This is a genomic window from Spirosoma panaciterrae DSM 21099 (assembly GCF_000374025.1).
GTDB classification, from domain to species: domain Bacteria; phylum Bacteroidota; class Bacteroidia; order Cytophagales; family Spirosomataceae; genus Spirosoma; species Spirosoma panaciterrae.
On the sequence record NZ_KB893184.1, the window covers coordinates 114,641 to 129,541 of the forward strand.

The window sequence follows — 14,901 nt, forward strand, 5'->3', positions numbered from 1 at the left end:
TCGTTAGGCGCTTATTTTTCATTCGGTAAAATGAAACCTTGAGAACCTGATGAACACCAGCGTACATAAACTTTTGCCTGGCGTTCGTTGTGTCCTCGCAGTTTCCTGAAGATTTCAACTGAACGCATCTTCAATATGCTTCACCTGCCATTGATTACCCGAAAGCGTAACGGCAATAATGTCGAACCGAACGTCGAAAGGCCAGTTGGTGTTGAAAATGTAGTGCTCGGCAGCTTTCATGACGAGCCGGGCTTTGGTATATGAAACAAATTCTTCGGGGTTTCCGAAGCTTACATTAGTTCGGGTTTTTACTTCCACGAAGACCAGTAGTTTACCTTTCTGAGCAATCAGATCGATTTCTGCATGTTGATAGCGGTAATTGTGGGCGGTGATTTCGTAGCCTTTTTCGCGTAAATAGCGAGCCGCTTCTGCTTCGCCCTGCCTGCCGGTTTCGTTGTGTTGAGCCATTGTGCTGTAGTTTACTGAGGATTGATTAGACGAATCAGGCAGGCTTTAGATACCTGATGGCTGGAGAAAATGATAGTAATCAGGCGGGATAGCCTACCAAATCGGGGCATATCGAACGAAACAGAGCGAGACGATTGTTAATCTGGTGATGGAAAGTTTTCCATCCTGAATGTGATGAATAGTCGAATTAATAAACAAGTTGAGGTTCGTGATCTGGGATTAATGGCCTACAAAACAGCCTGGGATGAACAGGAGCGGTTGTTTGCGACCATTGTTGATCAGAAGCTGGCCAACCGAACCTGCCCTGCCGATGCCCAGCAACTAACCCCCAACTACCTGCTGTTTTGTGAACACCCTCCCGTATACACGATGGGGACTAGTAGTCATGCGGAGCACCTACTGATGGACGAGGCCCGGCTGACGACTGAGTTAGGAGCAACCCTGTTTAAAATTCGGCGGGGGGGCGATGTCACGTTTCATGGCCCGGGGCAGCTCGTTGGCTATCCAATTCTGGACCTCGACAACTTTTTTACCGATATTCATCATTACATGCGGCTGCTGGAGGAAAGTATCATTCGGACACTGGCCGAGTATGGATTGAAAGCAGGCCGGATCGACGGGCTGACGGGAGTCTGGCTAGGGCAGGAAGCTACAGGGGGTGAAAACGACGGACCTTCCCGAAAAATCTGTGCGATGGGCGTAAAGGCTAGCCGTTGGGTAACAATGCATGGGTTTGCCTTAAATGTGAATACAGATTTGCGGTTTTTTAGCCATATTGTTCCCTGTGGTATTGCCGATAAGGCTGTGACCTCACTAGCGCTCGAACTAGGCCATGATGTACCGCTGGATGACGTCGCAGAACGCATTCGCAGGCATATGGCCACCTTGTTTGAGATGGAATTGGTTGCCGGGCATCCAGCCCCATAAGTGCGATTTTCAAGTAGTAGACATGATGTCTGCATTATATTGAATGAAAAAAGATATAAATTTTTTGCCCGTCGAGGGCGTACAGGTTGTGATTGCCCGAAAAGAGGCTCTGGCAGGTGGTTATGACTGGCAGGTTTTTTTGATTAACCAAAACGACGTACCCATCAAAACGGTGTTTGTAACATCACGGGGGTACGGAAAAAAGGATGATGAAGAGCAAAAAACCTCCACCCTGCGCCATTTCTTTGTGGAAATACTACCAGGTGCTCATGAGGTCATTGAAACCATAATGCCTGATGTGTTTCACCTGAACAATGAGTATTGGGTAAGCTACTTCATTGGTGATCAGATTTTCGATAAGAAGTTTATCTTCGTGCCCGATAGTATTGTGGAAGAAAACCTGATTACCATCCCTGCATTAGGTTTGGAAGGAATCTTGCACGATTAAGTAACGCGGTCGGGCTGGCGAACCAGCATCCTGCCGCTATATAGTTAACATTGCGGACAGGATGTCCGCGTTACCATATGCCTCAGCCCGTCTCCTGGAAACGTCGTCTAAAAAATCTTCTGTTTATTGACCTCAAAACAGTGGCGGGTGAGCCATCGCTGCTGGCCGTTGATCCGCGACTGCAACGGCAATGGGAAGAGAAAAGCCGGTATTTTAAAAATGACGATGAGCTGTCGGCTGCTGGCTGGTACGATCGGCGGGCTTCGTTTTTTGCCGAGTTTGGCAAGATCATATGCATCAGCGTAGGCGGCTTGTTTTTCGATGACGACGATAAACCCCATCTGAAGATCAAACTCATCAGCAACGACGACGAACTGTCCATTTTGCAGGAGTTTCTGACCATTGTGAACCGATACCCACCCGGCGAACTTACCCTATGTGCGCACAATGGGAAAGAGTTCGACTTCCCGTTTCTGTGTCGTCGGTTGATGGTAAATGGCTTGCCCCTTCCACCGTCTTTACAGATTGCGGGAAAGAAACCCTGGGAAATTCCGCACCGCGACACGATGGAGCAGTGGCAGTTTGGCGACAAACGGCATTTTGTACCACTTGATTTGCTGGCGGCTGTACTAAACATTCCGACGCGCCCGCTGGAGTGGACCGGCGACCGCACCAGTGAAGTCTATTACCGCGAACACGATTGGGCACGTATCGAGCAGTATGCCCGCGATTCGATGGTTATGCTCGTTCAGGTTTATTTAAAAATGCTGGGTGCTCCGCTTGTAGCCGAGGAGCATATTGTACTGAGCGATTAACCTACAGATTAAATACAAAGTCATGGAGCACACAGAGATAAAGCGAATGAACGGCTACTCCCTAAAAAAGCTCTGTGCTCTCCGTGACTTTGTGTTTAAACCCCTATACATAAACATTTAAGCCTGCTTTTAGAGTTAGGCAAAGAAGTATGAGAAACGGAAAACCAAAACAAAATAAATATGCCAAGTCCGGTTCTGGCGCGTCGTACACGGCACGCCCCCGAGAAAAGGGCCTGGAAAAAGCAAAGACGAGGCCAATTCACCAGGCTGATTCCTATCTGGATGAGTTGAAAAATGACCTGATGGCGTTTTTTCAGATTAATGACGACCGGGCGTTTACACAGGATGAGTTGCTGGAACACTTCGGCGTATATGACCGACGTATGAAACTGATCATGCATGGGCTGATCGGCGAACTGGCCGAAGAGGGTTCTATAGTTCGCCAGCCCAACGGTGGCTACCGGGCTGATGCCGATGCAAACCTGATTGAAGGCGTAGTTGATCATGTGAATTCCCGCTTTGCCTTTGTGCTGCCCACTACGGCAGATGGCAGCCGGGGCGACCGCGACAACGACATCTGGGTATCGACCGACGATCTGGCCGGGGCCGTTGATGGTGACAAAGTGCGCGTTATTCGCTTCACGGACTCACGTAACCGTGGCCGACGGATTGAAGGGAAAGTGGTCAGTATTATTGAGCGGGGACGGACCGAACTGGTTGGACGCATTGAAGTCTGGCCGACCTATGGATTTGTTACGCCGGATAGCAAAAAGATCTACGAAGACGTTTTTATCCCGAACGACAAACTGGGCGGTGCCAAGAATGGGGAGAAGGTGATTGTCCGATTGAAAAAATATCCCGACGCTGATAGTCACAAACAGCAGTTTGAAGGGGAAGTGATTACCGTGCTGGGCGTGGCTGGGCAGAACAATACTGAAATGCACGCTATTCTGGCCGAATTTGGCTTGCCAATTGTTTTCCCGGCAGAGGTAGAGCAGGAAGCCGAAGCCATTCCTACGCAAATCCTGGAAGATGAAATTGCCAGACGGCGGGATATGCGTGAGGTGACGACCTTCACCATCGACCCCGTGGATGCTAAAGATTTCGATGATGCCCTTTCGGTAAAGCTGCTCGACAATGGCAACTACGAAATAGGCGTTCACATTGCCGACGTTACCCACTACGTCCGGCCCGGTTCGAAACTGGAAGCCGAAGCTTATAAACGGGCTACATCGGTTTACCTGGTTGATCGGGTTGTGCCGATGCTCCCCGAGAAGCTCTCCAATGGGCTGTGTTCGCTCCGCCCTAATGAAGACAAGCTAACGTTTTCGGCCGTTTTTGAATTGACCCCCGATGCTAAAATCAAAAGCGAGTGGTTTGGCCGGACCGTCACCCATTCAAACCGTCGGTTTGCGTACGAAGAAGCCCAGGAAATTCTGAACAACGACCGGGGTGATTTTCTGGAAGAGCTGCGGTTGTTGAACGAACTGGCCTATAAACTTCGCGACGAACGATTCAAAAACGGGGCCATCAATTTCGAGACCGTTGAGGTTCGCTTCCGATTGGATGAAAATGGTGTCCCCTTAGCGGTTTACCCTAAAATTCGGCAGGATAGCAACAAGCTCATCGAAGAGTTCATGTTGCTGGCTAATAAGCGGGTAGCCGAGTACGTACACACGTTGTCGAAACGGAATAAGAATGGCGAAGAAAATACCATGGTATATCGGGTCCACGAAGGCCCTGACGAAGATAAACTGAAAGTGTTCTCTGATTTTGCCCGTCGACTAGGTTATAAACTGGCTGTCGATGAAGATCATCTGTCGGCTTCCATGAACCGATTTATGGAAAGCATTGAAGGGCGGCCCGAAGCGGGTATGTTGCAGCAACTGGCCGTTCGGACGATGTCGAAAGCCCGGTACAGCACCGAAGACATTGGTCACTTTGGACTGGCTTTCCGCCGATATTCTCATTTCACCTCACCCATCCGTCGCTATCCCGATATGATGGCGCATCGGCTGCTTCAGCATTATCTGGACAAAGGCAAACCGGCTGACCGGGAAGAATATGAAGAAAAATGTCGCCACTCATCGGAACGCGAGCGAATGGCGGCAGAGGCCGAACGGGCTAGTATCAAATACAAGCAGGTCGAGTTTATGAGTCACATGGACCCTAATCAGGTATTCGAAGGGGTGATTTCAGGTGTTACCGAGTTTGGTATTTTTGTCGAAATCATCGAAAATAGTTGCGAAGGGCTGGTTCGGATGCAGGACCTGAACGATGATTATTACGAGTTCGATAAAGACAACTATCGGATTATCGGGGTTCGACACAAGAAAATATACACCTTTGGCGACCCAGTGGTGATTCGGGTAAAAGAAACGAACCTGGCCCGCCGAAGTATGGACTTTGCCCTGGTAAATGATAAATCGGATCGGGCGACCGAACCCAAAGGACGTTTCGGGTCAACCGAGCCTGAAAATAGCCGTTCATCGGGTTCAGGACGTTCGCGCACGACAGCGAATTCCGTGACTAAAGCGAAGCGGAAAGAAGGAACGGCTGCTAAAGGGCAGAACCGCCGGGGTGGTCGGGGACGTCGGTAATCTCCCAACTACCTAAAGACTTCCAGATTTGAACTTGCTTTTTAGCGATTCAATATGCTATCTTTGCACTCCGAAACTGGAACGTCTGCTCCCGTAGTTCAATGGATAGAATTATGGTTTCCGGTACCATCGATAGGGGTTCGAATCCCTTCGGGAGCACAAAAAGTACATAAAGGCTAATTCGCATTCGTAAGCTTTTGCTTATAATCAGCGAGTTAGCCTTTTTTCTTTGTCATACTCTATCGAAAATAATAAGGTTAAGTAAAGTTCATCCGTCCCCTGTTCCGTCCCCTGTATTTATTTTATTCGTAACTTGGTATTGACCAAGCCAAGTAAGACCGAATGAAAACCGTTTCCGATCAGGATATAAAATTCCTGCTCAAAGAGACCCGCTCGGAGCGGCCAACGCTCATTAACCTCATCTTTCGGTACAATAACGGCCGGTTTAAGACTTCGACGGGATTAACGATCGAGCCGTTTCAATGGGATGCAGAGCGGCAACGGGCGTTTACGAATCAAAAATCAAGGATAGCCCGCGAACCTTTTGAAACGATCAATGCCCAACTTGAACGTTACCGATCAGCCTTAAAGACAGTACTAAGCCGCTTGCAACTGGCCAAGATTCCCTTTACCAATGAGCTGATCAAACAGCAACTCGATTCAGAACTCGGCCGCCAGAAGAAGCCTAAGGCTGAACCGAAGCCTACTGAAAAGGAAACGTTCACGGAATACATTGCGCGGTTTGTAGGGCTGGCTCAATCAGGTCTTCGACTCAATGCCCGCAGCGCTCGATATGCAGAGTTTACGCTTAAAGGGTACCTCAAACTCAAACGGCTATTAGAGCAGTACAAGACTGAAACAGGAGCCTCTGTCGACTACGATGCCTTCAGCCTGGATTTTTATCATGCCTTCAAACTATGGCTAACATCAAGGGGGCTCACTCTTAATTACGTGGGTTCGCTGATGAAGGACTTAAAAGTCCTCTTGAAGCAGGCCCATGCCGATGGGTTGCATCATAACCTCATCTACCAGCATAAGGATTTTAAGAAGTTTTCCGAAGAGGTCGATAGCGTATATCTGACTGATGAGGAGCTAACGCGTATCTATCAGCTTGACTTATCGACGACACCAGGCCTTGATCGAGCCCGGGATCTTTTTCTGATCGGCTGCTATACAGGCCTTCGGTTTTCGGACTTCAGTCAGTTACGACCGGAGAATATCACCAACAACGGCCGTATTTTGACGCGTAAGACGCTGAAAACCTCCGAGCGGGTTTCTATACCCCTCAATTCTAAAGTAGTCGCTATCCTGGCTAAATACGGCGGCATTCCACCCAAGCCGATTACCAACCAGAGGCTAAATGATCATCTTAAAGAGCTATGCAAGCGGGCAGGACTGACCGATAGGGTAGAGGTGAGTAAGACGCGGGGAGGTACTAGCGAAACCCGGTATCCAGAGAAATGGGAGTTGGTCGGGACCCATACGGCCCGTAGGTCATTTGCGACGAATGCGTATCTGGCTAAAGTGCCTCCTGTTTCGATTATGAAGATTACAGGTCATCGCTCCGAAAAGATGCTGCTCAAGTACATCAAAATCTCATCAGAACAGAATGCACTACTGATGTTGGAGCATAGTCACTTTCAATAAAGACTGACACTCTTCGGTAGTTAACAAACACTCAATGTTCCCCTAACTTCCTTTAATGTTGATAGGCTCGATTGATAGCTCAAAAAAATATTTCCTACCGAAAACAAGAATTCATTGTATTTATTTAAGTTTTTTAATGGAAATGATTAAGCTTTATTAAGCTTGATTTTTCGGAGAAACCGATTGACTTCAACTAAAGTAAACTCAAGTAAATCTAAATACTCTGACGAATTTAGATTGTAAGTTCGATGGAAGATTTTAGTGGAGTTTAGTGGAGTTTGAGTACATGGAATTCAACTTTTTTTATATATTTATTTGTGCTGCATTTAATCAAACAGGATTATGTACGGCACACAAATTCTTATTCACCTCACCCCTGAGCAATTAGGCGACCTAGTCGAACAACGGATAGCCAAAGCGCTGGCCAGCTATACGCCACCACTCCCCGAAGGCTCCGATCTTCCCGAACTACTGACCCGTAAGCAGACGGCTCAAAAATTACAAGTTTCGTTAACCACGCTTCATTTCTGGGCCAAAGATACCGATGATCGACCCGCAATTTTGGTTCCGGTCAAAGCTAACAAACAGGTTCGCTACCGCCGATCGGATGTGTTAGCTGTGCTCAAAGAATCTCGTCGGTTCAAATCCAGTAAATAACCTTTCAAGCGCATAGACGCGCCGGGTATAAAAAACCTGTGAGCGCAAACAGCCACACCCCTTGAAAGACCCAACCCACTACTGGTATGAGCGAGGCACTAAATCACTTGATGAATTTAAATCGAGTCAGTAAGCGGCTCAAATACCCGAATGTACCTGAACGTGCGCTACTCAAACGTCCCATTCGAGTAAATAACACCAATAGTCTTACAGAAGCTGTGAAACTCTGTTTAGAGTTACATGGCTGTTATGTAACTCGCATCCAGTCTCAAGGCCAATGGAACCCTACACTCAAGCGGTTCACCCGATCGACAACCAAGAAGGGTACGGCCGATCTGCATGCTGCCATTAATGGTCGACATGTGAGTATCGAAATCAAATGGGGTAAAGACAAGCTAAGCCCTCAGCAAAAACAGACAGCCCGGCAGGTTGAGGAGGCTGGAGGTCTTTACCTGGTAGTCGGCAATTACGATACGTTCTGGACTTGGTTTGAACAGTATGCGCCCGATCTGGTCAACAAAATAGGAGGTGAACTTGTATGAGCCTAAATCAGCCACCTCCAATCGTTACTGCGAATGGCGTTCAATCGCCCGAATCGGTTCAGAATAATAGTAGCCCCTCGGTTGAAGTAAAGAGTCTGGTCCAGCATATGAACGAGCTGGCTCGTGAAGTAGAAAATATGCCCGAGCCAGTGCCTTTAAAGAGTGTTGTCGAAATAGGCAATGATAGTGGTCCTATTGATTACAAGACTTTAGGCGAACGCCTTCGAATTCGACCAGACGAAGACCTACCCCCGCCCCCTATTTGTCTTTCGGTTGTACGGAATGGCCAAGCCAAAATGTTCGGTAGCCTGGGTAACTTTTCGGTAATCATAGGCAAAGCCAAAAGCCGTAAGACGTTTACGATCAGCATTGCAGTTGCAGCTGCTCTTAAACGTGACCTGGTGTTAAACATCTTTAGCGGCTCCTTTGACGACGATAAACGGGTTGTATTATACTTTGATACCGAACAAGGGCGATATCATGTTCTGAAAGTTGTTAAACGGATCTGTCAACTCGCCGATCAGGACAACCCAGAAAACCTCATGGTCTATCCATTGAGGGGGCTTTCGGCCAATGAAATCCTGGGTTTTATACAGTGGCATATTTATAATACCCCCAATGTGGGACTAGTAATCATTGATGGTATAAAAGATACGGTAACGGACATCAATGACAATGCCCAGGCCACTAAACGAGCCACCGATTTATTACGATGGAGTCAGGAAATGGATATTCATATCATTACTGTTCTTCACATGAACAAAGGAAATGATCAGATACGGGGTACGCTAGGAACCGAGCTTCTCAACAAGGCAGAAACGGTTGTGTCAATCTCTCTTGATGCAAATGACAAGAATATTTCAATTGTGGCTCCTGAGGTGTGCAGGGACAAGGAATTCGACTCATTTGGATTTTCCATCACCGAAGAGGGCTTACCGTACCTAATCGACGACATTACGATTGATAATACCTCCGGACGGACTCGTAAATCGACTAAGCCGACTGCTGATTCCATGTCTCAGCAGGAAATTATTGCAATTCTCACACGCGCCTTTTCCAGTGATCAATACCTAGGTTATTCGTCACTGCGAACCAACATTATTGAAGCTTCTCAATTTATTGGTCTCAGCCTGGCCAAAACCAGGGCAGAAGAGTTTATCCGGCGCGTGGAGGCTAATAAATATTTGATAAAAGAAAAACCACAAGGCAAGGGGTATGATGCCTACCGACTCAATCCAGATACTATTACAACCTTTTAACTGTACTAAAATAACCGTACTAACTGCCCTTATATATAAGGGGCAGTTAGTACAGTTAGTACGGTCAAAAGTACAGTGTCCTAAATAGCTTAGTTTAGGACGATTAGTACAGTTAGTACAGTTGACTATGACAACCTCAACGCTCCGCTATCAGCTCCTTCCGTATAAAGGTCCGAAGACTCGCATTGATTGCCCATCGTGCGGCAAAAAGCAACAATTAACACCCTACTACGATACACGTACAGATGAGTTGCTGCCAGCCGAATACGGTCATTGTAATCGGGTTGCTAACTGTGGATACCATCTTAGCCCATATCATAAGGGTCCATCTGGGTTGAGTTATGCGGATATGATCTATCAGCAGTGGAAAGATGATCAGTCGATGACGGTTGCCCAAGAGGGCTATGTCAATCAAAAGTTTTTAGGGTGTTCTTTTACTCAATCGTCAAAGCCATTGGAGATGGTCAAACCTACCCCTATAGAGCCTGTTCACTGCATTCCTTATGAAGTTTTTGAAGCGTCGCTAGGGCATTATGAACGCAATCAACTTGCAAGATTGCTCCAGCAACATTTTGGTTTTGGAGTAGCTGCCGAGTTGCTGGAGAGGTTTCAGATTGGTACCTCTGCTTACTGGCCAGGTAGCTGCGTATTCTGGCTCAAAGATGAGCAAAATCGAATCAGGGGAGGGCAGGTTGTATTGTTTGACCAAACAGGTCATACCGCAAAACGAACCATGGACGATGGTACATTAAAGAGGTGTACTGGTTGGGTTCACTTTGCCTTGGCCAGCCGGTATGATCAAAAACAGGAAGCCCGTCCCGACTGGTTGATACATTACATCGATAAAGCTGACAAGTTTTCAATACCCTTCGGGTTGCACCAACTTTCGACGATAAAAACTGGTCAGGCAATAGCCATCGTCGAAAGCCCTAAAACGGCTATCGTCTGCACACCTTATTTCCCTCAATTTATCTGGATGGCTATCGGAGGGCTTACGTATCTCAAAGCGGAACGACTAATGCCTGTGAGGGGGCATAAACTGGTTCTGTTTCCAGATACTTCAAAAGCTGGCAAAGCGTTTGGCCTCTGGCACGATAAGGCCGTTAGGTTATGTGAACAGGGCTTTAGCGTCAGCGTTTCGGACTATCTGGAAAAGCGAGCCAGCGATGAGGAAAAAGCAAAAGGCTTCGATCTGGCGGATTACCTACTGGAGCAATGGGAAGGTTACCCTCCCGACTGGGATACTGCTCAGGTCCATTTTTCATAACTTCTTATATGTATCGATGCCGAACCCGGTTACAAATTTAAGGGGAGGTTATAGTTATTGTCTTCAAGCGCATGGAACTGATCTGTATTCAATCGTCGATTATGGTCCTAAAGCGAACGCCGGCCGAGAAGATGCTGCTGGCTCGAATCTGTGAACGGGCTAGCAAAGCCAATGATATCTGTGCAGACAGCAATAAGGAATTAGGGGAGGCTATTGGTATGCACCAACAAACCGTATCTGATTTGATTAGTCGATTGCATGAGGCTAATCTACTTCAGGTATCAGTCGATGCTCGACAAGCCAACAAACGGCAAATCATGCCTTCAAAGGAGCTTTTGGCGGACTATAAGTCAATCGCTTATAGTACTGATTCGGGCTATAAGTCATTTACTGATACTGCTCAGCCAGACTATAAGTCAATCGCTTATACCCCAATCCGACTGTGCCCAATCACCGGAATTGATATCTCTCATCAAAAACCTGATTGCCGAGTGGCTACCCAAGCGACTATAGCTAACTTATTTAGCCAGAATAGAACTCGCTTCAACGAGTTAGAAAAGAAGTTCCTGAACCACAATCAGATGAAAGAGCCAATGCGGGTACGCTGTAACCTAATGGCCAAGGCTATAAGCAATCGGGCCCAAAAGCAGGTGCGTATCTGTCCGATTTCGGGTATTGATATTTCCAGTCAGGGGAGCAACTATTCGTTCGTAACGACAGGAACATTAAAAAAACTCTTTCAATCGAATCGACATCAATTTGATGAAGCTGCCACTCGGTTAGGATTACACTTAAAGCCGAATGAGACGATGGTCAATCAGTGCTTGGACGTTGTCACGCGGGTTAAGCTACTGACCAGTATCTACCATCCTGGAGACCCAGCTGCGATAAGCCGAAAGATCAACGAGCTTAACGCAAGTTATGTGCCCTATCAGGCCAGGTATTGTCTTGTTACGGGTATTGATATTTCCCATCAACAGACCTTATACAGTGTAGCTATAATCCAGACACTTCAAACGCTCTTTGATCACAATCGTAGCGAGTTTGATAAAGTGGCCAGCCGGTTCCTACGGGCTGATCAGTTGAGAGAATCTAGGGATGTCCAATGCCTTATGCTCAGCTCCTATATTCGAGAGAATTTAGGACAAATAGAGCAACAGTAAGGGGAGGTTATTGCAGCCCAAAAAAATGGCTTTTATTCCGTTTTTATTCCGTTTTTACGGAATGAAGTATCTCTATAGAAAAGACCATAATTCGGTCTGAGGAAAAGGAGCGATTTATGCGAATTTACTTTGCACCACTCATCCGTTGGTAAACCAAGCGGTTGCCTCCACTTGTAGTCCTATACTTTAAGGTGGTACTCGCTTAAGCTGGCTTTAAAATTTGACTAGTATCCCTAAAAGCAGATTAATCACCCACCGGTTTGTGACATAGTAAGGAATGGAGCCAAAACGTAGATCTGGACCAACAGTTTGGTAACGAATGCCTCCCCCTGTGAACAACTCGTACCGACTACGGCCTCGGTAGACCCACGGGCGATCCATCCCTACCTTCACATTAACTGAACTGACGGTTCGGTAATCGGTTTCTCCATTGTATTGGCCTAACGGATCCGTTGCCGTAGAGGAACCCCTTTTCCGATAGACCCCTCGCTTATACAGTAAGTTGGGTCCCACAAAGAAGTGGGTGCCATAAGTATAACTATACCAGTAAAAACGATAATCTGCTTTAAGCGCTACAGCCGGATAGCTGCTTGGGTCCAGACCCGGATTTCGAAAGCCCCAAAAATAGCTCGCATCCAGGACGAGGGATTGCTCTTGTTTAACGCCAAATTCAATCCCTACCCGGGCTTCATGCAGGAGTAATTCCAGGGGGTAAATCCGTAAGTAAGCTGGCGCGTGCGAATGGGATGAGGAGGGCACTGGCGCTGCCGACTGGCCACTCGCCAGTCTCAGGTGAAGCAGAAAGAGTAAACCCCAATAAACTTTGTTCTGCATGATTAGTAGGTAGAGGGACCGTTTTGGGTGAACCGATCTAGTAACGACAGGAAGCAGCAGGGATCGTTATCGCCTAAATCCAAACATAACGTGAGTAAAAAGGACGTAAAAATTGAGATACGAATTGGCCGACTTTAGGCTGCTTCAGTGGGTGACCCGTTGTCTAATGTCGGAAAATGTGCTGGTCTGGTTGAGTTGGTCCTGAGCTGTAATTGACTCTCGATGTTTCAGCCTAGTGTAAACGTGTAAATCCGAATTGATCAACTCAACACTCACCGGCTTGCCGTCGGCCGTTTGGGTACCCTGGTAAATCAGCACCGCACTCACTGGATCGGCGGCTGGATCTTTTTTCGATTTGTAAACTTTCAAATCACAGCCTATTGGTAGGGTAATCCCTTTCTCTAAGTCTTTTCGAACAGTGGTTAACAGGTTTTGCAATTGCTGCAGGGTTTCCTGTGGTCGGAAGTGATAATACACTTTATCCTCCTCTATTGACTGTTTCGTTTCAATATAGCCCAGCATGGGCCCGAATAACCCGATCAGGGATAAGGATTTGTCTGAGGGAATAACAATGGGATCAACCAGCAATACATGTCTTGGTTTTATATGGTTAACAAAATAACCGGATGCTATCAATTCCAATACTAGGGCGCCACTGGTTGATGATGTAAGGAGGCTAATATTTTGATAACCGGCTTTTTCCAGCTGACTATATTCAGTCATAATGGCTTCCTGCCAGTCATGCCAGCTGGAAGCTTTGAAGTCATTGTAACTCCGGCCATGTCCACCCAGCAGCACCTGCGATAACAGAAAATCGGTGCGGCCTGCCGACCAGCTTCGAAACTCATCCCACTCAAAGGTAGTCGCTGAGTAGCCATGGCAGGCGATAATAACAGGTTTCTTTGCCTGTTCGGGCGTCGGAGTTGGTAAGGCTTTTGAGACTAGGTAGTTTGCCGGATTATAGAGCGATGGATCAAACAGCGTACCACTGTCCAGCATCTCCTTGGTAATACTAGGTTCAGGCGCACAAGCCCAAACACTTAGAAACAAAGCCGATAGACGAAGGAACAATTTCATAGTTATTTCTTCAGGCGTTTTAGTACATTCCAGGTGATACTAGTCTGGAGGAAAACAGGATAGAGTGTACCCGGACCACTTCGTCCGTTTCCGTTAATCAGGTGATACCCGATAGACGTATGAATTTTTAGGGGAATAGTTGGGCAATAGCACAAGCCCACCTCAGGTGCCAGCAGAAGAGACGTTTTGGGAAGTTCTTCGAAAATAGGGCTTCCGTAGTGGGCCGCAAAATAACCGATATTGGCCTTCAGAACGGGATGAATCAGCCACTTGGGCCGATAATAGTAAGAAGCCGAAAACAGGTAGCTATCTTGCTTGATGGCGTTTGAGTGAAAAGCTGATCCCAGTCGCGAACTGACGTAAGCCAGACCCAGATATAGCCGATTAGAAGCCAGTTTAGGGTGAGCGTACTGCACCATTAGACCATTTTCGGCGTATAAGCTGATGGATTTTTGCAGCCTGACCCCAATATCTAGGGTAGGACTGTCTGGCTGCTGCTGGCCATATACGGACGAACTAAGCAATACAGCCAATACATAGGTACATCCAGTAAAAATCTTCATGATTGATAGAGTGAGGAGTAAAATCGAGCCTGTGCATCCGTACTTAAATGAGCTGCCCCTTAGGCCTTCTTCAGCAAATGGCTTACCCAATAAGCGAGTGAGTAGAAACTCCTCATAGGTAGTATGTGCATGAGCCAATTAAGTCATGTGGGCTGATTGGTCCAGATTTGGAAGCAAGCTTTTGAACAAGAAAGGTTAGATATCTTTTTTATGCATCGCTAAGAAGAAACATAAAATGTAATAGCTACAGATGGGTAGACTCACGCTGGAATGGCCGTCTCATGTATATAGACCATTGCTGACGGCCTCAACCCTCTTTTAATCCATGAACTAATTGGTATTGTACCGTAAGACTTGGGTCTATAGACGGTTAGTACACAATTATCAGCCAACCTACCTACACTACATCTTCAAAGGGGTCGAAAAAACCGTTTCAGGATTTATTCTGTAGGGGACATACATTCGACAGTGTCATTAAAGATGCGGTCAGGACAAAATATTGTTACCTGAAGCCTGGTAAAACGAGAGTAGTTGTCGGTAGCCTAAAACGAGCATAAACTTTTGTTAAGCAATTATTTACCTCAATGCCCCCAAGGATCTGCTTTATCGATTCAGCGAGTCAATATGGGCAATG

General features: G+C 46.9%; 14 protein-coding genes and 1 tRNA gene. 11 read left to right on the forward strand and 4 right to left on the reverse strand.

What is annotated here, in order from left to right; all coding sequences use genetic code 11:
* Window positions 1–114: 114 nt before the first annotated feature.
* Window positions 115–468 (reverse strand): YraN family protein, encoded by a 354-nt coding sequence (locus tag B153_RS0114630; RefSeq protein WP_020597478.1) that lies wholly within the window; start codon window positions 466–468, stop codon window positions 115–117.
* Between the two features lie 174 nt (window positions 469–642).
* On the opposite strand from B153_RS0114630, the gene lipB reads away from it, so the two are divergent.
* The 11 genes from lipB to B153_RS0114685 all read left to right on the forward strand — a co-directional run bounded on the left by lipB (window position 643) and on the right by B153_RS0114685 (window position 11,793).
* Entirely contained in the window at window positions 643–1,395 is a 753-nt protein-coding gene (gene lipB / locus B153_RS0114635; protein ID WP_026262166.1) for a lipoyl(octanoyl) transferase LipB, read from the forward strand.
* A gap of 43 nt (window positions 1,396–1,438) precedes the next feature.
* Window positions 1,439–1,843 (forward strand): hypothetical protein, encoded by a 405-nt coding sequence (locus tag B153_RS0114640; RefSeq protein WP_020597480.1) that lies wholly within the window; start codon window positions 1,439–1,441, stop codon window positions 1,841–1,843.
* A 77-nt stretch (window positions 1,844–1,920) separates the two neighbouring features.
* Complete coding sequence (locus B153_RS0114645) at window positions 1,921–2,658, forward strand: ribonuclease H-like domain-containing protein (RefSeq protein ID WP_020597481.1); 738 nt, start codon at window positions 1,921–1,923, stop codon at window positions 2,656–2,658.
* Between the two features lie 149 nt (window positions 2,659–2,807).
* On the forward strand, window positions 2,808–5,258 hold the full coding sequence (rnr, locus tag B153_RS0114650) for a ribonuclease R (RefSeq protein WP_020597482.1): 2,451 nt from the start codon (window positions 2,808–2,810) through the stop codon (window positions 5,256–5,258).
* An 87-nt stretch (window positions 5,259–5,345) separates the two neighbouring features.
* Window positions 5,346–5,417: transfer RNA gene (locus B153_RS0114655), tRNA-Arg, on the forward strand.
* Between the two features lie 183 nt (window positions 5,418–5,600).
* On the forward strand, window positions 5,601–6,905 hold the full coding sequence (locus tag B153_RS0114660; RefSeq protein WP_020597483.1) for a site-specific integrase: 1,305 nt from the start codon (window positions 5,601–5,603) through the stop codon (window positions 6,903–6,905).
* A 342-nt stretch (window positions 6,906–7,247) separates the two neighbouring features.
* Complete coding sequence (locus B153_RS0114665) at window positions 7,248–7,562, forward strand: helix-turn-helix domain-containing protein (protein ID WP_020597484.1); 315 nt, start codon at window positions 7,248–7,250, stop codon at window positions 7,560–7,562.
* Between the two features lie 86 nt (window positions 7,563–7,648).
* Window positions 7,649–8,104 (forward strand): hypothetical protein, encoded by a 456-nt coding sequence (locus B153_RS0114670; RefSeq protein ID WP_157634699.1) that lies wholly within the window; start codon window positions 7,649–7,651, stop codon window positions 8,102–8,104.
* 107 nt (window positions 8,105–8,211) lie between these two features.
* Complete coding sequence (locus B153_RS0114675) at window positions 8,212–9,363, forward strand: AAA family ATPase (RefSeq protein ID WP_157634700.1); 1,152 nt, start codon at window positions 8,212–8,214, stop codon at window positions 9,361–9,363.
* Window positions 9,364–9,490: 127 nt separating this feature from the next.
* Window positions 9,491–10,630 (forward strand): DUF6371 domain-containing protein, encoded by a 1,140-nt coding sequence (locus B153_RS0114680; RefSeq protein WP_026262168.1) that lies wholly within the window; start codon window positions 9,491–9,493, stop codon window positions 10,628–10,630.
* A 71-nt stretch (window positions 10,631–10,701) separates the two neighbouring features.
* Window positions 10,702–11,793 carry a MarR family transcriptional regulator gene (locus B153_RS0114685; protein ID WP_157634701.1) on the forward strand — a complete coding sequence of 364 codons (1,092 nt, stop codon included), beginning with the start codon at window positions 10,702–10,704 and terminating at the stop codon, window positions 11,791–11,793.
* A 213-nt stretch (window positions 11,794–12,006) separates the two neighbouring features.
* Here B153_RS0114685 and B153_RS0114690 read toward each other — a convergent pair whose 3' ends face one another.
* The 3 genes from B153_RS0114690 to B153_RS0114700 form a co-directional block, all read right to left on the reverse strand.
* Window positions 12,007–12,627 (reverse strand): hypothetical protein, encoded by a 621-nt coding sequence (locus B153_RS0114690; protein WP_020597489.1) that lies wholly within the window; start codon window positions 12,625–12,627, stop codon window positions 12,007–12,009.
* 144 nt (window positions 12,628–12,771) lie between these two features.
* Window positions 12,772–13,704: an alpha/beta hydrolase gene (locus B153_RS0114695; protein ID WP_020597490.1), complete on the reverse strand. Its 933-nt coding sequence runs from the start codon at window positions 13,702–13,704 to the stop codon at window positions 12,772–12,774.
* A gap of 2 nt (window positions 13,705–13,706) precedes the next feature.
* Window positions 13,707–14,267 carry a hypothetical protein gene (locus B153_RS0114700; RefSeq protein WP_020597491.1) on the reverse strand — a complete coding sequence of 187 codons (561 nt, stop codon included), beginning with the start codon at window positions 14,265–14,267 and terminating at the stop codon, window positions 13,707–13,709.
* Between the last annotated feature and the right edge of the window lie 634 nt (window positions 14,268–14,901).